General features: G+C 42.6%; 20 protein-coding genes, 1 pseudogene and 1 riboswitch. Of the genes and pseudogenes, 8 read left to right on the top strand and 13 right to left on the bottom strand.

Going from position 1 to position 17183, the window contains the following annotated elements; all coding sequences use genetic code 11:
* Positions 1-85: 85 nt before the first annotated feature.
* From ICL16_RS46775 to ICL16_RS11785, 8 genes are all read right to left on the bottom strand, one after another.
* On the bottom strand, positions 86-208 hold the full coding sequence (locus ICL16_RS46775; protein WP_273038638.1) for a hypothetical protein: 123 nt from the start codon (positions 206-208) through the stop codon (positions 86-88).
* The gene (locus ICL16_RS45590) at positions 208-405 is read right to left on the bottom strand and encodes a hypothetical protein (protein WP_238360736.1); all 198 of its coding nucleotides are present in this window, start codon (positions 403-405) and stop codon (positions 208-210) included. The genes ICL16_RS46775 and ICL16_RS45590 overlap by 1 nt, the downstream gene beginning before the upstream one ends.
* A complete protein-coding gene (locus tag ICL16_RS46770) occupies positions 386-517 on the bottom strand; it encodes a type II toxin-antitoxin system HicB family antitoxin (protein ID WP_273038637.1) in 132 nt (43 codons plus the stop codon). Before ICL16_RS46770 ends, ICL16_RS45590 begins: the two co-directional genes overlap by 20 nt.
* 22 nt (positions 518-539) lie before the next feature.
* Complete coding sequence (locus ICL16_RS11805; RefSeq protein WP_190827686.1) at positions 540-2795, bottom strand: cation:proton antiporter domain-containing protein; 2256 nt, start codon at positions 2793-2795, stop codon at positions 540-542.
* Between the two features lie 151 nt (positions 2796-2946).
* A complete protein-coding gene (locus ICL16_RS11800) occupies positions 2947-3357 on the bottom strand; it encodes a hypothetical protein (RefSeq protein ID WP_190827684.1) in 411 nt (136 codons plus the stop codon).
* A gap of 311 nt (positions 3358-3668) precedes the next feature.
* The gene (locus tag ICL16_RS11795) at positions 3669-4112 is read right to left on the bottom strand and encodes a CAAD domain-containing protein (RefSeq protein WP_190827682.1); all 444 of its coding nucleotides are present in this window, start codon (positions 4110-4112) and stop codon (positions 3669-3671) included.
* Between the two features lie 25 nt (positions 4113-4137).
* The gene (locus tag ICL16_RS11790) at positions 4138-4608 is read right to left on the bottom strand and encodes a BON domain-containing protein (protein WP_190827680.1); all 471 of its coding nucleotides are present in this window, start codon (positions 4606-4608) and stop codon (positions 4138-4140) included.
* 81 nt (positions 4609-4689) lie between these two features.
* Positions 4690-6684: a general stress protein gene (locus ICL16_RS11785; protein WP_420485269.1), complete on the bottom strand. Its 1995-nt coding sequence runs from the start codon at positions 6682-6684 to the stop codon at positions 4690-4692.
* A 485-nt stretch (positions 6685-7169) separates the two neighbouring features.
* On the opposite strand from ICL16_RS11785, the gene ICL16_RS11780 reads away from it, so the two are divergent.
* The gene (locus ICL16_RS11780; protein ID WP_190827678.1) at positions 7170-7679 is read left to right on the top strand and encodes a pentapeptide repeat-containing protein; all 510 of its coding nucleotides are present in this window, start codon (positions 7170-7172) and stop codon (positions 7677-7679) included.
* A 202-nt stretch (positions 7680-7881) separates the two neighbouring features.
* Here the strand turns inward: ICL16_RS11780 and ICL16_RS11775 are convergent, their stop codons facing one another.
* Complete coding sequence (locus ICL16_RS11775) at positions 7882-8085, bottom strand: hypothetical protein (protein ID WP_190827676.1); 204 nt, start codon at positions 8083-8085, stop codon at positions 7882-7884.
* A gap of 41 nt (positions 8086-8126) precedes the next feature.
* Here ICL16_RS11775 and ICL16_RS11770 point away from each other — a divergent pair, with 41 nt between their 5' ends.
* Both ICL16_RS11770 and cobW read left to right on the top strand, forming a co-directional pair.
* Positions 8127-8900: a pentapeptide repeat-containing protein gene (locus ICL16_RS11770; protein WP_190827673.1), complete on the top strand. Its 774-nt coding sequence runs from the start codon at positions 8127-8129 to the stop codon at positions 8898-8900.
* Between the two features lie 41 nt (positions 8901-8941).
* Positions 8942-9089, top strand: a riboswitch (cobalamin riboswitch).
* Positions 9090-9114: 25 nt separating this feature from the next.
* A complete protein-coding gene (cobW, locus tag ICL16_RS11765) occupies positions 9115-10149 on the top strand; it encodes a cobalamin biosynthesis protein CobW (protein WP_190827671.1) in 1035 nt (344 codons plus the stop codon).
* 46 nt (positions 10150-10195) lie between these two features.
* On the opposite strand, the gene fldA is transcribed toward cobW, so the two are convergent.
* Positions 10196-10708 carry a flavodoxin FldA gene (gene fldA / locus ICL16_RS11760; RefSeq protein WP_190827669.1) on the bottom strand — a complete coding sequence of 171 codons (513 nt, stop codon included), beginning with the start codon at positions 10706-10708 and terminating at the stop codon, positions 10196-10198.
* A 549-nt stretch (positions 10709-11257) separates the two neighbouring features.
* On the opposite strand from fldA, the gene ICL16_RS11755 reads away from it, so the two are divergent.
* Both ICL16_RS11755 and ICL16_RS11750 read left to right on the top strand, forming a co-directional pair.
* On the top strand, positions 11258-11530 hold the full coding sequence (locus tag ICL16_RS11755; protein ID WP_190827667.1) for a hypothetical protein: 273 nt from the start codon (positions 11258-11260) through the stop codon (positions 11528-11530).
* A gap of 169 nt (positions 11531-11699) precedes the next feature.
* The gene (locus ICL16_RS11750) at positions 11700-11861 is read left to right on the top strand and encodes a hypothetical protein (RefSeq protein WP_190827665.1); all 162 of its coding nucleotides are present in this window, start codon (positions 11700-11702) and stop codon (positions 11859-11861) included.
* On the opposite strand, the gene ICL16_RS11745 is transcribed toward ICL16_RS11750, so the two are convergent.
* The 3 genes from ICL16_RS11745 to ICL16_RS11735 all read right to left on the bottom strand — a co-directional run bounded on the left by ICL16_RS11745 (position 11858) and on the right by ICL16_RS11735 (position 15349).
* Positions 11858-12586, bottom strand: a complete 729-nt coding sequence (locus tag ICL16_RS11745) for an alpha/beta fold hydrolase (protein WP_190827663.1) — start codon at positions 12584-12586, stop codon at positions 11858-11860. The two genes, ICL16_RS11750 and ICL16_RS11745, sit on opposite strands and share 4 nt — an antisense overlap.
* 95 nt (positions 12587-12681) lie before the next feature.
* On the bottom strand, positions 12682-14196 hold the full coding sequence (locus tag ICL16_RS11740; protein WP_190827661.1) for a chlorophyll a/b binding light-harvesting protein: 1515 nt from the start codon (positions 14194-14196) through the stop codon (positions 12682-12684).
* Between the two features lie 94 nt (positions 14197-14290).
* Positions 14291-15349, bottom strand: coding sequence for a chlorophyll a/b binding light-harvesting protein (locus tag ICL16_RS11735; protein ID WP_190827659.1), 1059 nt, complete (start codon positions 15347-15349; stop codon positions 14291-14293).
* 202 nt (positions 15350-15551) lie between these two features.
* Between ICL16_RS11735 and ICL16_RS11730 the strand changes: the two genes are divergently transcribed.
* The 3 genes and pseudogenes from ICL16_RS11730 (at position 15552) to ICL16_RS44800 (ending at position 17157) form a co-directional block, all read left to right on the top strand.
* On the top strand, positions 15552-16127 hold the full coding sequence (locus ICL16_RS11730; RefSeq protein ID WP_190827657.1) for a Uma2 family endonuclease: 576 nt from the start codon (positions 15552-15554) through the stop codon (positions 16125-16127).
* 46 nt (positions 16128-16173) lie between these two features.
* Positions 16174-16479, top strand: a pseudogene (locus ICL16_RS44805) (Uma2 family endonuclease); the annotation flags it as partial.
* Between the two features lie 51 nt (positions 16480-16530).
* Entirely contained in the window at positions 16531-17157 is a 627-nt protein-coding gene (locus ICL16_RS44800; RefSeq protein ID WP_202895506.1) for a TenA family protein, read from the top strand.
* Positions 17158-17183: the final 26 nt, after the last annotated feature.

Here is a 17183-nt window from a genome sequence, read left to right as displayed (position 1 = left end):
TAAACTAAGTTGATTACTGTTTAGTTTCAGTCTTAGTTTACTTGCCAAGTGTGACAGAAAAATGACACCTTAGCAGTATAGTCGTTTATGGTGAGGCGATCGCGACGCGCAATATATGCCGTCGTGTCCTGAGAATACGTTCGCATACTTGTGGATGAGTACGTTCATAGAGACTGAGATGATCTGTATCCATCACGTAGCATGTCACTATTCCACCTCTTGAGCATCGACTAATTGACGATAAGCCGCCACTTCTGCTAAGAAATCGTCAAATGTTGGATCATCCGCAAATATACCCATATGTTTAATCCAAGGATCGGTTTCTTGTGGGGAGCGCTCTTGATCTATTTCAATTGTGACTAATTCACCATTAGCCAGTTGGTTTTCACTCGTCAGCTTTGGCAAGTGCGATCGCTTCTTCCTTTGTGCTTCCTTCAATCGTGCAATTAGGGATGCCAACAACAGAAGCGATAAATTTTTTATCCGGATGACTCTGAACAAAAACCTGATATTGCATAGTGAATAGTTTTAATGGGGAATTAACAGTAAGGGTTAGCGGATAATGTAATCACAGCGACTGGGCAGGGTGCTTTGTTGAGGATAGCATCGGTGCGATGACCGAAGAAAGCCCGACCTGAGACTGTACGCACACTGCTACCCATAACAATCAAATCTACTTGACTTTTGCGGGCAAAGTGGAGGATTTCTACTTCTGGAATTCCCGTGACGATCGCTGTTTTCACTTCAGCACCCAGTCCTCGTCCTACCTCTGCCTGTTGATGGACAATCTGACGGGCAATTTCTGTTACCGAGTCGATTGTCTGCTCCTCAAACAAAATGTATTCCTGCTTAGTCCTATTGACAACATTAATTAACGTGACTACTGCCCCAGTTTGGGCAGCAATTGTACTTGCCACCTCAACCGCATTTTCGCTGTACTCATTACCGCTAGTAGGTACTAAAATATGACCAATTTTGTGATAATTACTCGGCTCAGTGGCTTGGGATAGATTCGACTTTACCACCATTGTGGCACAGGGAGCTTCTTGAACAACCCGGTCTACTAGCATGTTAAATAGAATACCTCTAGAACGCTGACGTTCCGATGCACCCATGACAATCAAATCATACCCTTTGCAAGCTTCTTTAAGAATCACCTCAGCTTTATTTCGTCCCGACTCAACTTTAGTTTGCAGCATGGCGTTCGCCGGGATATGAAATTCATCCACCACAGCAGCAATATCAGCTTCGGCTGTGGTTTCCTGGACATTATTTACTACAGCGGTTGATTTACGATTGGGTTTTTTATCACTTTTTGCAAACAGAACTGTCATCTCTAGGGGATTTTGGTGTGCTAGATGACTAACTAACTGAGCCGCTAACCTGACATTCTGTCCCCCTTGAGTGGGAACCAAAACCCGATGGATGCGCTTGATAAAGCTGCGGCTTGCTAGTTCTTCTCGCTCCAACCGTTGAGCTTCTTCTTCACTCATTGATACATGGGACAATGACCAGCGCAACAGGGGAGGAGCCATTAATGAAGTAACAATAGCTACCATCACAATAATTGAGTACATTGATGGATTCAATACACCCAAGGAAACCCCGATAGTGGCAACAATAATCTCCATTGCACCACGGGCATTCATTCCCGAACCCATAGCGATGCCTTCCCAGTGGCTCAAACCACCTACACGAGAACCGATGTAAGCTCCAGCGAATTTACCGAAACATGCAACTGCCAGTACTACTAAGCCAATCACCAAAGTCCAAGGGTTGAGCATTTGTAGTAAGTTTACCTTCAATCCTGCTGTAGCGAAGAAGATTGGAGCTAGGAACCCACTTGTAATCAGTTCCAAAGTCAATCCCGCTTCACGACTAAAGCGTGGCGATTGTCCGGCAAGAATCCCTGTGACAAATGCTCCCAGTGCAGCTTCAATTCCCAAATTGTGAGTAAAAGCAGCAGCACTTAGCGCTAGCACTAATAAAGCTGATAAACTAGCCGTTGGTCCACCAATGTAATTATCTACCCAGCGAAACACCCAAGCCATTACCGTTCGTCCCACAGTAAAGGCGATCACCAAAAACAATACTGCTCCGCCAACCGATTTAAATACAGTTTGGAAATCGAATTTGCCACTGCTTGCTAAACCAGATACTACAGAAAGCAAAATCCAACCAATGGTATCATCAGTCATCCCCGCTGCCAAAGCAACTTGACCAATGTCTCGTCGAATCAATTTTAAATCCATCAAAACTTTGGCAAGCACTGGCACCGCCGATATACTCATAGCGGTAGCAATAAACAAACTGAAGATTAAACGTTCACCGGGGTTCGCTAAAAAACTTTCTGGCAAATACCAGCCCATACCCAATCCCGTGCCAAAGGGGATGATAATACCTCCCAGCGAAATTAGCAGTGCCGTTTTGCCTTTACGGACAATTAAATTTAAATCTGTTTCCAGTCCAGTTACAACTAGTAAAAACAGCACTCCTAACCAAGATATAACTGAAAGTAAGTCAGACTGTGCTTGATTTTTGGGAAAAATATGCTCTTGTAAATTGGGTAAAATCCAACCAAATACTGAAGGACCAAGTAGTACTCCTGCAAGTAGTTCACCTACCACTGGTGGTAATTGGATTCTACGCATTAATTCGCCTAACCCTCTAGCTACAAAAAGCAGCAATGCGAGTTCGAGCAAAACCAGAAGTAACTCATGGTGTCCTAGCGGTTTGATTAGTCCTTTTTCGCCTGCTGCACTAGCTGTAAGTAAAAGGTTGGGCAGTTGATTCATCTTTTTAATTTACATTCTAATCAAGTTTAACTAGATCCCCGACTTCTTAAAGAAGTCGGGGATCTTCAGGATAGAAAAGCGATGACTAAAATATCTTCCAGTCATCGCTTTAATCGTGCCTTTATGGAATGAGAAACTTTTTTTGGCAATGTTATACTGCTCCAGGTCCTTTACCTCGGACATCACGATCCATTGTGAGTTCGCCTTGTTTATCTTCATTCACTTCGTTCTCTGTCTGGACACGAAGTTTTGCGTCGTCCACTAATTCTTGCCGTGCGTCACCTGGTGTTTCGTAGTACATTTCTGGTTCAACTGCATAGTTATTCAACAAACCTTCTTTGTCTACTGTGTAACCTGCGGTAGTATCTATAGTATCGCCTGGATGGGTTTGATCGTCTGTTACCTCTCTGCTGTCTTTATCTTGTGAAGGTGTTTTTTTGAACTGATCCCCTTCTCTTTGCATCCGTGCGGCAGTTTCAGCGGGTGTTATTCCGCGATCGTAATTATTATCTGCTACGCGCTGATCTGAATCTAAATTTTTGTTAGTTTGTGGCTCTGCCATAAATTTGTCCTCGTTAAACAATGTTTAAATATCTTCTTGAACTAGATTAAGATTTTGATGCACAGCAATCTACTATCTTTAGAAGTGACTTAGTTTACAAATCAAAATTTTTTCTCTATCTTTAGGTACATATAACTAATAATTATAATTTTTTCCCATCCTCCCACAAAATTTTCCTGACTCCTGACTCCTGACTCCTGACTCCTTCTTAGTAAAATGGTCAAGCAGAATTAATTTTATCTCCTTGACCATAGCATTCAACTAAGAATTAAGATTTTTTAATTTTAAGTGAGAAAAAACTCAGCAATTGACTAGGAATCTTCTCTACCTAAAATGTCTTTTCTGATTAAGCTAATTTTTTCGGCTAATTCTTGCCTGGTAGAAGTTTTGAGCAGATAACGGAAAACAAACCAAGTTGCATAGCCAATTCCCACTAACTCAAAAAATGAGTATAGTAGAGGAACGTCATTTATTGCATCTAGTACAGCCAATAGCAGTCTAACGGCAATAATTGCGGCAAAAATTAAACCAAGGTTAATAATTGGTTTTCTGTATTGGTTGAAAAATCCACCTAAATACTCAGGCAACTGGTTGAAAAAGATAGAAATTTTATCTCCTACTTCCTGCCATTGGTTGTTTGTTTGTGATGCAGGAGGTAACAGTGGTTGAGAGCCAATTTGTGTACCATCAAGTGCAGCAATAGCTTCATTAGGAGGAGTATCAATGTATTCGGGTTTTTGTACTTCGTTTGCCATAATTATCCTTTTTTCAATTGTCTATTTAGCTTTGCTTATCGCTAACGATTGCTTTTACAACAACATTTTTAACACCTTTTATTTCCTTTGCCAAACGTTCGATTTTAGCTAGTTCTTGTTTATTAGTGACAGTACCAGCTACTGTTACTGTACCATCATCTTTAGCTTCAACTGTCAAATTACCTTTAGGAATATTAGCTTCTAACTTAGACCGAACTTCACTAGCAAGAGCGTTTTCAGATCTATTCACACCGCTGCCACTATTAAATTGATTATTGCGCTGCTCGTTGGCACGGATATCAGCATTAAGTTGTCTTCTGCGAGTTACACTTTGGGCATCATTAAGCGCGGCTTGAGTTGCTTCTGGGCTGGGTGCTTCATTCGGAGTTGTGTTTGTACTGGTTGGTGCATCCGCAGTTGTTTTAGCAGCATTTTGACAACCTACAGCGCCAAAAACTAAAAGGCAAGTAATTAATACGGGAGCTAGTTTTTTCATTTTTAATTAATCCTAATTTGTAGAGACGTGCCGTTGGCACGTCTGTAAATTTGTTAGTCGAAACGTTCCGGCAGAACGTCTCTACCGTTCATCACGACGGTCGATAATGATCACAGCAGGATCATCATGAGTGATCTGCGATACGTAATTGGTATCGGTTGTATTCACAACAGGTGTTTGGTGACGTACACCACTCACATCTGTGGCGTCAAAGGTATCAAAATCTTGAACACCGTGACGTTTGAGAATTGCTTCAGCGTGGCGAATCTCGTCGTCAGTGCCATCAACAATCACTAAGTAGTCGCCTCTGTTTAAGCGATCGCTATACGCCCGCGCTTTGTTTTCAGGAATTCCCAAACCAACTAATCCACCTGTTATACCACCTGCGGCAGCGCCGATTGCACCGCCAGCCAGAGATGTTGCCAAAGCTGTAGCTACTGCGCCACCAGCAATTACCGGTCCAATTCCGGGAATTGCTAAAGCACCCAGCCCTACCAATAAACCACCTAAACCACCTAATGCACCACCTGTTACTGCGCCTGCTTTTGCGCCTTCGTCGGCTTTATTACCTACACCTGGTGTAGCTACACCTGCAACGTTGGAACCTGTATTGCCGTCTTTAGCTATTAGTGACACTTGGTTCATAGAAAAACCAGCATCGCGCAGTTCAGTCAGTGCAGCTTCTGCATCACGGCGATGGGGGAATACACCAATTGCTCTTCTTCTGGTATTGGTAATACCACTTACAGGAGTAGTTGTGGTAACATCGCCTGGGTTATAAGCAATTCCTGTCCCAACTGTAGATGCACTGACACCAGTTGGATTGTAAGCAACACCTGAAACTGGTGTTGTATCGACATCTGTTCTTGGATGTTTAAAATCAGAGTGGTCAAAGATTTCAAACTCTTGAATACCGTGACGTTTGAGAATTGCTTCAGCACGACGCACTTCGTCATCAGTTCCCTCGACAATCACCAAGTAGTCACCTCTGTTGAGGCGATCGCTATACACCCTTGCTTTGTTTTCAGGAATTCCCAAACCAACAAGTCCGCCTGCTATACCACCTGCTGCAGCACCGAGCGCACCGCCAGTTAAAGCTGTCGCCAAAGCTGTAGCCGTTGCGCCACCAGCAATTACCGGTCCAATTCCGGGAATTGCTAATGCACCCAACCCTACCAATAAACCACCTAAACCACCTAATGCGCCACCTGTAACTGCACCTGCTTTTGCGCCTTCGTCTGCTTTATTACCTACACCTGTTTGTGGAGCTACACCGGCAATATTATGATCTGAATCTGCATGTTTAGCTAACAAAGACACTTGGTTCATGGAGAAACCAGCATCGCGCAGTTCAGTTAATGCAGCTTCTGCATCACGACGGTGGGGGAATGCACCAATTGCCCGTTTACGAGTGTGAGTAACACCCTTAGGCGCAACGCCTGTTACTGGTGTAGTGGTAGTGACATCACCAGGACGAGTATTAGGATGATCGTAAACTTCAAACTCTTCAATTCCGCCACGACGTAAAATTGCTTCTGCTTTAGCAATTTCTGCCTCTGTGCCATCAACAATTACTAAGTAGTGTCCTCGCCCTACTCTTTCGTTATAAACTCTTGCTCTTTCTTCGGGAATTCCTAAACCAATTAGTGCGCCAACCAAACTACCAGCAGCAGCACCAATTCCTGCCCCCGCTAAAGTTGTGGCAAGAGTAGTTGCTGTTGCTCCCGCAAGCATAATTGGACCAATTCCGGGAATTGCTAAAAGACCAAGACCTACTAATAAACCAGTTAAACCGCCTACTGCACCACCAGAAAGCGCTCCAACTGTTGCACCTTCGTCAGATTTATCGCCAACTTTTTCTCTGACTTCAGAACCAGCAATACTATCATTGCGGTCTACATCTTGAGCAATTACAGATACTCTGTCCATCGCAAAGCCGGAATTTCTCAATTCATATAGCGCGTTTTCCGCATCCCGGCGTGTGGAAAATACGCCAACAGCACGTCTTTGTACTCCTATTACCATGCCACTTGCCCCTATAGTAAAGTTAGTTATTGCTATGAATGTTGCTGTCATTAATTTTATTTCTACATTTTTCTATTAACTTTTCATCAATCCCTTGGAATAACTTTTTAATCTATCAAGAGTAATACTTTTTTAGTATAATTAAGAAAAGTAAAATTTATAAAATATTTTTTAGTAGCATTATTAACCACTTATTTGTATTAGTCATATAATCATATAGTTGAACATAATTAAAAATAATGTAAAATGCTGATTTAAACAATTAGTCAACACAAATCTTTCTTTTCTTGGCGTACTTGGCGTCTTCTGGTGCGAGACGCCTTCCCTTCTCCTAGCGGAGAAGGGAAGGCGGTTCATAACTCAAATAAGATTGCCATATATGAAGAATTAGCTGATGTTGAAGGAAAAAATAAGAAGATCTTAAGAAGTGCTGTCAGCAACTCTACCGGATTTCCCAGAAAACAAACTAAACTATTGAATCAATAGGCACAGGTCAAAATCTAATCAAGGAAATCTCCACTACTGAGGCAGCACAGATGTATCAGGATAATCAGCGTCAGGGTTTGCTTTTCACTCTTGCCGGTGTACTTACAGGAACAGCTTTATTGGCTGGAGTTGGTATTTATTTAGCACTCAAAAGTGCCGACACACCCTTTGCAGCGTCACAAATTACAGACGCTCCAGTAGAGACATCAGTTACAGTCCAAGAAGTACCAGCTATGGTGCGACAAAATGAACCAGGAAAGAATCTGGGAGGTGTAAATTGGCAAGGACGAAACTTACAAGGAATGAACTTGCGACTCGCTAATTTAGGCGGTGCTAATTTAGCTAATGCTGATTTGAGGGGTGTGGATTTAAGCGGCGCAAATTTAAGTGGCGCTAATCTTGACAAAGCTAATCTCAGCAATGCTAATCTAAGTAAAGCTGACTTGAGAGGCGCAAATCTTCATGAAGCTAATTTGGAGAAAGCTAATTTAAATGGTACTCTTCTTGATGGTGCTAATTTAACTGGCACAACTATGTCTAAAGAGGTAAGTTATCCTTAGCTATTCGGCAAAACATCGCACTCTTCTGTGATAAGTATCACTCTAAAGTGAGATTTCAATCACTTCCCCCACTCTGACTTATAGATTAAGTTGAGAGAAAAATAATTATTGGTTAAAACCGAAGTAGGAGTTGGTTTTAATTTTTGCGGTTGAGGGGAAACTGATATGTGGGAAAAATTATTACTAGCGGCTACTTTAACGTTCACTCTGAGCATTTTTGCAGCCCAGAGTTTGTCGGAGAAAACTGCGGCAACTCAAAGTATGGATGTAAATAGGCAAAACCACCTTGTTTTTTTTCTAACTCAGAGGCATAACTGATATACGCTACTACAGTAGGCAGGCGCTTGATGGCTGCATTAACCAGAATTATGGTTGATAGCGGAAATCTTCGCTCTTTTGCCTGCATTTTGGGTAGCGCATTCAGGAGACAATATTGCAACACTGAGTATGAAAAAGGGAATATTAGCCACAAGCGCATTTTTAACTACTCTCAGCCTCAATCAACTTGTAATCGCAGCAAATCCAGAACATATCAGACAGGTGCTGGCAAGCAAACAATGTCAAAATTGTGACTTGAGCGGCGCTGGTTTAGTGCTGGCTGACTTATCAGGGGCAAATTTAAGCGGTGCTAATCTTGCAGGTGCTAACCTCAGCCGCGCCAATTTAAGTGGTGCTGATTTGCAAGGTGCAAATTTGAGCGGCGCTAGTTTATTTGGTGTTAACCTTAGTGGTGCTAAACTTAATGGGGCAACTGTAGCTGGGGCTGATTTGCGAAATACCTATCTTGTTAATGCACAATTGAGTGGTGTTAATCTCAGCACTGTTAATTTACAAGGAGCAGTTGGTATCCCATTGCAGGTGGCTAAACCAGAAGAATTTTATGCTTGGGGTGTAACCGAAGCACAGAAGGGGAACCAACAGCAAGCTATTGACTATTTTAATCAAGCGATCGCCAGTAAACCAGATTATGCTACAGCTTACTTAGCCCGTGGTGTGGCACGTTTCCAGATATTTGATCGCTCTGGTGCATTCCAAGACGCCCAGGCAGCAGAAAAACTTTTTACATCGCAAAGCAACAGCGAAGGATTGCAAACGGCGCAAGCTTTTATTAAAGAACTACAAACACCCAACCAACCAACCAAGGTAACTGCTGCTAAACCTAATTTTGTTGATTTTGTCGGTGGGCTTGCCTCATTCTTACTGAATTTTTTCCCCTTTTAAACATCGTCAAAATTTTTCCACTAAAAACAAGCCAATCGTTGTATGATTATTTGATATTCGGTTCTAGTGGGGAGCAGCCACTAGAGGTAACGGGGAAAGTCTGGTGCAAGTCCAGCGCTGTCCCGCAGCTGTAAGGAAACAAAGTTTATGTTTCTAAGTCAGAATGCCCGCCGATATTGCAAGTCACATATACGTAAACATCTGCGAGGTACGGATGCCTAATAAAATTCCAGCCACGGTGATTACCGGATTTCTTGGTGCTGGCAAAACGACTATCATTCGCCATCTACTACAAAATAATCAAGGACGGCGCATTGCTGTTGTTGTCAATGAATTTGGTGAAATCGGAATTGATGGTGAACTGTTGCGATCGTGTCAGATCTGTGATGACGAGGAAGATCCCAATAGTAATATCCTAGAACTGACTAACGGTTGTTTGTGTTGTACCGTTCAAGAAGAGTTTTTCCCACTCATGCAACAACTGCTCAAGCGTCGTGAGCAGATTGATTGTATGCTTATTGAAACCTCTGGGTTAGCATTACCTAAACCCTTGGTGCAAGCTTTCCGCTGGCCAGAAATTCGCACGGGTGCTACTGTTGATAGTGTCGTCACCGTGGTTGACTGTGAAGCTGTAGCCACTGGTACTCTTGCTGCTGATTTAAATGCACTCAATGCCCAAAGACAAGCTGATCCAAATATAGAACATGAAACACCAATAGAGGAGTTGTTTGAAGATCAGCTAGCTTGTGCTGATTTAATACTATTAACTAAAACTGATTTAGTCAATTCCCAAACTCGTCTGCAAGTACAAAATTGGTTGCAGCAACAGTTAAAACCAGGAGTGAAGATTATTCCTTGTCTTGAGGGGCAAATTGATACTGATGTAATGTTTGGATTTAATGCTGCTGTTGAAGATAATTTGGATTCTCGCCCCAGCCACCATGATACTGAGGCAGAACATGAACATGATGATGATATTAACTCAGTTCATTTAATTTTAGATCAAGCCTTTGAACCAAAGATATTAATTGACAAATTAAAATATCTGATTACCCAACAAGAAATTTACCGGATTAAAGGCTTTGTTAATGTTCCTGATAAGCCAATGCGAATGGTGTTACAGGGTGTAGGCACGCGCATAGAATCTTTCTACGATCGCATGTGGAAAACTCACGAACTGCGCCAAACTCGATTGGTGTTGATTGGGCGTCACCTCAATCAAACTGATATTACAGCTATTTTCAGGTAATTAGACCACATTGAGCGGGGCACAACGGGCGTTGTGCCCTATTCAATTATAAAGCAAATTCTTTCTTCAACTGAGTAACCCAGGCTTTAACTCGCTCATCTGTTAAATCAGATTGATTATCTTCATCAATCGCCAGCCCAACAAATTTACCATTTCTCAAAGCTCTAGACTCGCTAAATTCATAACCATCTGTTGACCAATAACCAACAGTTTTACCACCTTTTTGTGTAATTTTTTCTTCCAAAATTCCGATTGCATCCTGAAAATTGTCAGCATAGCCCATCTGATCTCCTGTACCAAAATAGGCTACTAACTTACCGCTAAAATTCATACTGTCGAGTTCGGGGAAAAAACTGTCCCAATCGCTTTGAAGTTCACCAACATCCCAAGTAGGACAACCAATGATGAGATATTCATACTCGTCAAATTCGCTCTTGTCCGTTTGGGACATATCATGTAAAGTCACAACACCATCACCAAACAAATCTCGAATCGTTTCAGCTATGGATTCAGTTTTACCTGTTTGAGTTCCATAGAACAGACCAATTTTTTTCGACATTTTGACTCCTCGTATATAACTTAGTCATTTCATCGCCTGAATAGGCTGTGCTGAGTTCACGATCAAGAGCATCACCACTTTAATGATGAATACTCTCAATAACCATTAGATACATACTACCAGACTTAATGAAACTATTTTTTATCTAGTTTATTTTAATTTTTGTAAAGTCTTAGGGCGTCACAAGCTATAAAGCGCTGTATACCGGGCTAAAGACCGTTTGTTAAATTGGCATCTATCCTAAATCCCCTATTATTTACATAAAATAGTTGACAAGTATTTTTATTAATGCTTAAATAAACAGAAGATTATCCCCATACTGTTTTCCCAATCATTTAGCAATGGCAGATATCCAGATCTTCTTGGGTGTATAGGCTGACTTGGATTTCGTTTGGCAATTTTTTCTTTTCCCTAAATAAATATATGGGCTGACACCGAAAAATTCCGAATTTCGATTGTGCAACACAGCTAACTATTTTTCATGCCTGCGGTTCTGTCAGTGCTGCAGTGCTGCGGGTACTTTTTTAGAATTCATGAGGATAACTAACAATGGTTACACTTTTGTGCGTCTTTTGTACTTGGGCAACTATACTTCTATTCATCTACAGTGCTTGGCGGAACTTGAGCAAGGGGACAAATTATGTCAAAATGTTACACCAAATTCCCTGTGCTGGCTGTGAATATTTTACCAACGATCACAGACTAAAATGTACAGTACATCCACAAAAAGCTTGCTCGCTGGAAGCAACTAACTGTGTTGACTTTAAAGTAAAAACTGCTTCCTGTAATGCTGCCCAAAAGGGTCGGCAAAAGATTTGTTAAAGTACTCGAAGAACTTTCGATGTGTAGTATTGTCAATGTGTTCTATGGTTATTCAGAATTTATGCCAATAATATCTATAGAGTTGATGCTAAAATGACATCAGCATTTATTAGATGTAGCAGGGGATCCCGCACAGTACAGTATTGCTTTCTGCGAAAAATACCCAAACTTGAAAGCCTCCATAATTGAATTACCAGAAACAGTGAAGTACGGTACAATGGTGGTTGAAAAAGCGGGACTAAGCGATCGCATCCGCTACATTACTGGCAATCTTCTAGAAAGCGATTGGGGTTCATCTTACCGAATATTCGATTTGATGCACTTTGTTTAAAGTTTTAGATTGGAACAAAGTGAATTCGACTGGTATGAAGATTGCCAAAAGTTGAGAATTTGTTCTCCCACTAGTTGAGGATGAAAGAAGTGAAAAAAATGTCGTCCTTGTTCACATTCCCACAAGCGATCGCCGGATATCAAATATGGACGCCACTCTTGCAGAACATCAGGTTCTACGATAATATCGTCTTTGCTACCACAAACCATCAAGGGAACTGGCACCGGACAAGCTGGCACATTTAGCCGTTTAAATAGCGAGTGAGGTGAGAGCGAACAATCTAAATCTCTTTCCAACAGTCTTTCTAGACGCTTGGCTGTACGTTCATTCTGATAGCCAAACAGGTTGTATACCATTGCTGTGAGAATTTTTTGCCGACTCATGAACGGGAGATGAGAATAGTAATGAGCTTGCCAATCAATAGCTGCATCAGCACCTACGGCTAACAGAGTTAAAGACTTAACTTTTTCTGGATATCGACGAGCATATAATAGCCCAAGTAATCCGCCTGTACTATGTCCGATCAAATGCACTGGTTGATTGCAAGATTGTAAATAGTCATGCAAAAAGTGTATTGCAACATCTAACGAACTTGCTTCATCCCGGCTTTGACTATATTCCCACGTCCGCACTGTCACATGACGTGACAAGTGATACAGTAGTGGTTGAGCAAAGCAGAGCAAGCTAGGACTGGTATTCACCCAAAGGACTTCTGGCTTAGACATTAGTTTATCCTGTAAGTAATTGAAGTTGTGAATTCATGAAGACTGTTAATAGCTAATAGCCCGATTACTATTAGCTATTAGCCATTAGCACTTGCTTACAATGAGTTGATGGCGATCGCACTAAACAGACTCAGACTATTCAACAGCCAATAGGCGAAGATTGCTCCACCAATGCCGCCAATGAGAAAACCCGTAGTAAACTGACTCCAATCGTCTAAATTTTGCACAGAAGAAGGCACGTTTGGTACTGTTGCTACCACTTGTCGCCCGACATTCAAGTGCTTTTCAAATGAGGTAGTGCCGTAAATGGAGAAACCAATTGTGAGGATGACAATTAAACCACCTGCGGCTAGTAAACCAATCAAGTTACCTACATTAGCATTGCGTAATGAACCGATTGAAGCTAATGTGGCAAACGGACCAATCAACCAATAACCATGAGCCATGCCGATTTCCAATCCCCGCGAGAGAGGATTTACACCAGGGCGGTAAATTGGCAAGTATTTGAGAAAGTTGAGTGTGAAATCGTCTGAATTAACTGAAGCTACTCTATCCATCTGACGATTTTCCAGTGGTGGTTGAATCAAGTCGCCTTTATTCAAATCAAATCCAGCTTCAATCGCACGAGCGCGGAGGGCGTGCCAAATGTGACCGAGTAGGAAGATCAATGCCAGAACAAAATGAAAAGTTACCAACCAACCACGGACGGAAACTGTACCAGTAGAAGTTTCTAAAGTGCGAACCGGACCATAGAAAACTTCAGGATAGACAGTGTTGTTGACGTAGGCAAAGTATGCCGCAAAAAAGCCCATGTAGGCGACAGCACCAATACTATAAGAAAGATAGGCTTCTCCAGACCAAACTAGAATTCGACGCGCCCAAGCGAAAGGCTTAGTCAAGATATGAAAAATGCCACCGCTAATTAACATTAAACCAATCCAGATGTGACCGCCGACAACATCTTCTAAGTTATCGACAGCTGCCATACCCTCTGCTCCCCAAGCGCCAAACAGGTAGCCAAAGATTTTCACAGGGTTGAGTGTCGGATGATTGATCGTCCGAACATCTCCACCACCAGCTACCCAAGGGTCAAACAATCCACCCCAGAACATCGCCTTGGCAACCAAAAGCAAAGCACCTAAACCTAAAATCGTCAGGTGAATGCCCAAGATCGTCGTCATCTTGTCTTTATCTTTCCAGTCATAGCCAAAAAAGCCTGCTAAGGTGGGATTGTCTTCTAACACTTCTGGTCCCAGCAGAGAGTGGTAGATCCCACCTGCTGCCAGAATCACTGAAGGAATCAGATGCAAAACGGCAATTACGAAGTAGGGATAAACGCTCTGCACCTGCCCACCAGCACCAACACCAAAACCGAGAGTCGCCAAGTGAGGCAACAAGATTAACCCTTGCTCGTACATCGGCACATCAGGATTCAAGCGAGATAACTCAAATAGCGTCATCCCCCCAGCCCACAACAAAATTAATCCAGCATGAGCAACATGAGCGCCTAATAACTTGCCCGATAGATTAGTCAGACGAAAGTTACCTGCCCACCAACCTACATCTGGTATATGTTCCTTATAAGGACTATCCGCAACTACTGCTGTCATTATTCCTCCTTGAGAACTATTAGCAATTGGTGACTAAATGCCTTGATAAATATTTGCACTAATCTCAACTAAGACAATTCGGAATTCGTTTGATTTAGGCGATCGGTTGTGGAATCACCGCAACTTCACTCACCCTACCTTTACGAAAATCAAAACCACGCGCCCGTAGAGCGTGCCAGATATGACCCTGAAGAAAGAAAAAAGCTAGCCAAAAGTGAGCGTTGGCTAACCAAGTTCGAGAAGTCACAAGATCGGGATCGGGTGAGGAAAAGTAGGGCAAGATATTCTGGCGAATTACCAGCCCAGGACCATAGAAGACTTCCGGATAAACGGTAGTATTTACTGATACGAAGAGAGTCGCGATAAAGCCCATCAGTGCCAAAGCACCTAAACTGTATGATAGATAAGCTTCTCCAGACCAAACAAATAGGGGATGTGTCCAAGTAAAAGGTTTGGTGAAGATGTGGAAAATACCACCACCAATCAACATAGCACCGACCCAAATGTGACCGCCAATCACGTCTTCTAGGTTGTCAACCCCTGCAATCCAGAATTTGCCAATTGCGCCAAACAGATAGCCGAAAATGACTGCTGGATTCAGAGTAGGATTAGTAATTACCCGTACATTCTCAACATTGGGGTCGTACAAGCCACCAAAATACATGGCTTTAGCTACTAGAAGAAATGCTCCCAACCCTAGTAAAACCAGGTGAATACCAAGGATGGTGGACATTTTGTTGATATCTGCCCAATCGTAACCGAAGAAACGAAATTTACCTTCTAAGGTTTCTGGACCACGCAGCGAGTGAAAGATACCGCCAAAACCTAGAAAGGCAGAGGAGATTAGATGCAAAGCGCCGATGACAAAATAGGGATAAGTATCTACAACTGCACCCCCAGCGCCCACACCCCAACCAAGAGAGGCTAGATGAGGTAGCAAAATTAAGCCTTGTTCATACATGGGCTTTGCTGGATTAAAGTGGGCTAGCTCAAATAGAGTCATAACTCCAGCCCACAAGACGATTAAGCCAGAATGAGCGACGTGAGCGCCCAGCAATTTACCCGATAAGTTGGTAAGCCTTGCATTACCTGCCCACCAAGGTGAGTCGGCGAGGTTTTGCTCCACCGACAGCGGACTTGTAGAAGTTGTCATTATTCTTCCTTAAGACTGTTGATAAGATTATTCAACAAGCTTAGGAAATAGCTTACACTAAAATTTAAATTAATGAAAGAGATTTTCATTAATTTTTGATTCACGCCTAGCTTTCTCCTACTCGCCCTACTACCAAAAGCAATGGCGATCGCACTCTTTTGTCCGATACAATCGAAGCAGCCTCACACGAAAAAACACTGTCATGAGCCAAACAGCAAGCGGTGTTCGCTGGACAATTCAAGATGTTGCAGCTTTACCCGATAACGAATGGATTTGTTATGAAATTATTGACGGAGAATTGTTTGTGACGCGATCACCTCATCATAAACATCAGCAGGTTACTGGTCGCATTTTTGCCGTCTTAGATAATTGGTCTATGTCGAGCGGTTTAGGAGAAGCCTCAATTATGCCAGGGCTAATCTTTTCCGACTCCGATAACGTGGCTCCCGATGTGGTGTGGGTAAGTTATGAGCGGTTGGCACAAATTCAGGATGAAGCAGGGCATTTTCGCGGAGCGCCGGAATTGGTAGTAGAAGTACTTTCTTTGGGAAAAGCGAATGAAGATCGAGATCGATTAGCTAAGTTGAAACTGTATTCAATTCAGGGAGTGCAGGAGTATTGGATTGTTGATCGCATTGCGCAACGAATCGAAGTCTATCGACGAGATAACGCTCAGTTAAAACAGGTGACGACTTTGCTGGTTAATGATGTGATTACGTCGCCATTGCTGCCCAATTTTGTCTGTGAAGTAGCGCGTCTTTTCGTGTCACGGGGCTAAGGGTCTATTGTTAAAATGACTCTATCTCCAACTCTTGAAATTGATTATGGTGTTGCAGCAGTTTGCTCGTTATATCCCTATTCCACCCTTAGAAAGTGGCGATCGCTTAACTCGTGCTGAGTTTGAGCGCCGCTATGAGGCAACCCCAGAAAAATTTAAAGCGGAATTGATCGAAGGAGTGGTTTACGTGGCATCCTCTGTGAGAGTTTTTCATGGCAATCCTCATTTCAATTTAATTACCTGGCTGGGGGTATACAGCACAGCTACTCCGGGTGTAAGCGGAGCGGATAACGCCACCACCCGGCTGGATTTGGACAATGAACCCCAACCAGATGCCCTACTGCGCATCAAATTTCAAAGCGTAAATAAATTTACATATGCCCAAGATCGCACCCTACATCATATGAATTTATCAAATGAATTGTGGCAGGCAAATCAAGACTTAGCGCAAGCAAGTCTAGAGCATCCATTTGTTCAAGGAATTGCTGACGGTACTCTTGAGGAGCAGAAATTCGCTTACTATGTAGGGCAAGATGCTTTTTTCTTAGAAGCCTTTGCCCGCGCCTACAGTATTGCTGCGGCTAAAGCACCAGACTTTTCTGGATTTACCGTATTTCATAATCTAGCTAGTGGAGTATTGTCAGAACTACAGCTACATGAAAGTTATGCTGCGTCTTGGAGCGTCAACTTACGTTTTGTCGAACCAGGAGTAGCTACTCGTCGCTACACTGATTTTTTGTTAGCAACGGCTTGGGGTGGGGATGTAGGTGTAACTGCTGCGGCTATGTCTCCTTGTATGCGGTTGTATGCTTTTTTAGGAGAACAGTTAGCTAGTAATGGTATTCCTAATCACCAGTATGCTGACTGGATTCGGACATATAGCAGTGCAGATTTTCAACCGTTGGCGCAACAATTAGAAAGTTTGCTTGATAGTTACGCCAGTAGTACAGCTTTGGTACAATCCACCTATCGTTACGCCATGCTGTGTGAACGAGATTTTTTCCAAGCCGCATGGGCGTGCCAATTGTAGAGACGCCCCGGCAGTGCGTCTGTACG

The organism is Iningainema tapete BLCC-T55, assembly GCF_014698965.1.
Taxonomy (GTDB): Bacteria; Cyanobacteriota; Cyanobacteriia; order Cyanobacteriales; family Nostocaceae; genus Iningainema; species Iningainema tapete.
Note: the sequence above shows the minus strand (reverse complement) of the source record. Positions and strands in the feature narration are given on the sequence as shown.

What these genes read in the sequence shown, in the direction of transcription:
- ICL16_RS46770 (WP_273038637.1), bottom strand. Translation starts at nt 517, where the DNA reads ATGCAATATCAGGTTTTTGTTCAGAGTCATCCGGATAAAAAATTTATC.
- ICL16_RS11805 (WP_190827686.1), bottom strand. Translation starts at nt 2,795, where the DNA reads ATGAATCAACTGCCCAACCTTTTACTTACAGCTAGTGCAGCAGGCGAA.
- ICL16_RS11800 (WP_190827684.1), bottom strand. Translation starts at nt 3,357, where the DNA reads ATGGCAGAGCCACAAACTAACAAAAATTTAGATTCAGATCAGCGCGTA.
- ICL16_RS11795 (WP_190827682.1), bottom strand. Translation starts at nt 4,112, where the DNA reads ATGGCAAACGAAGTACAAAAACCCGAATACATTGATACTCCTCCTAAT.
- ICL16_RS11790 (WP_190827680.1), bottom strand. Translation starts at nt 4,608, where the DNA reads ATGAAAAAACTAGCTCCCGTATTAATTACTTGCCTTTTAGTTTTTGGC.
- ICL16_RS11785 (WP_420485269.1), bottom strand. Translation starts at nt 6,684, where the DNA reads ATGACAGCAACATTCATAGCAATAACTAACTTTACTATAGGGGCAAGT.
- ICL16_RS11780 (WP_190827678.1), top strand. Translation starts at nt 7,170, where the DNA reads ATGTATCAGGATAATCAGCGTCAGGGTTTGCTTTTCACTCTTGCCGGT.
- ICL16_RS11775 (WP_190827676.1), bottom strand. Translation starts at nt 8,085, where the DNA reads ATGCAGGCAAAAGAGCGAAGATTTCCGCTATCAACCATAATTCTGGTT.
- ICL16_RS11770 (WP_190827673.1), top strand. Translation starts at nt 8,127, where the DNA reads ATGAAAAAGGGAATATTAGCCACAAGCGCATTTTTAACTACTCTCAGC.
- cobW (WP_190827671.1), top strand. Translation starts at nt 9,115, where the DNA reads ATGCCTAATAAAATTCCAGCCACGGTGATTACCGGATTTCTTGGTGCT.
- fldA (WP_190827669.1), bottom strand. Translation starts at nt 10,708, where the DNA reads ATGTCGAAAAAAATTGGTCTGTTCTATGGAACTCAAACAGGTAAAACT.
- ICL16_RS11755 (WP_190827667.1), top strand. Translation starts at nt 11,258, where the DNA reads ATGGTTACACTTTTGTGCGTCTTTTGTACTTGGGCAACTATACTTCTA.
- ICL16_RS11745 (WP_190827663.1), bottom strand. Translation starts at nt 12,586, where the DNA reads ATGTCTAAGCCAGAAGTCCTTTGGGTGAATACCAGTCCTAGCTTGCTC.
- ICL16_RS11740 (WP_190827661.1), bottom strand. Translation starts at nt 14,196, where the DNA reads ATGACAGCAGTAGTTGCGGATAGTCCTTATAAGGAACATATACCAGAT.
- ICL16_RS11735 (WP_190827659.1), bottom strand. Translation starts at nt 15,349, where the DNA reads ATGACAACTTCTACAAGTCCGCTGTCGGTGGAGCAAAACCTCGCCGAC.
- ICL16_RS11730 (WP_190827657.1), top strand. Translation starts at nt 15,552, where the DNA reads ATGAGCCAAACAGCAAGCGGTGTTCGCTGGACAATTCAAGATGTTGCA.
- ICL16_RS44800 (WP_202895506.1), top strand. Translation starts at nt 16,531, where the DNA reads ATGAATTTATCAAATGAATTGTGGCAGGCAAATCAAGACTTAGCGCAA.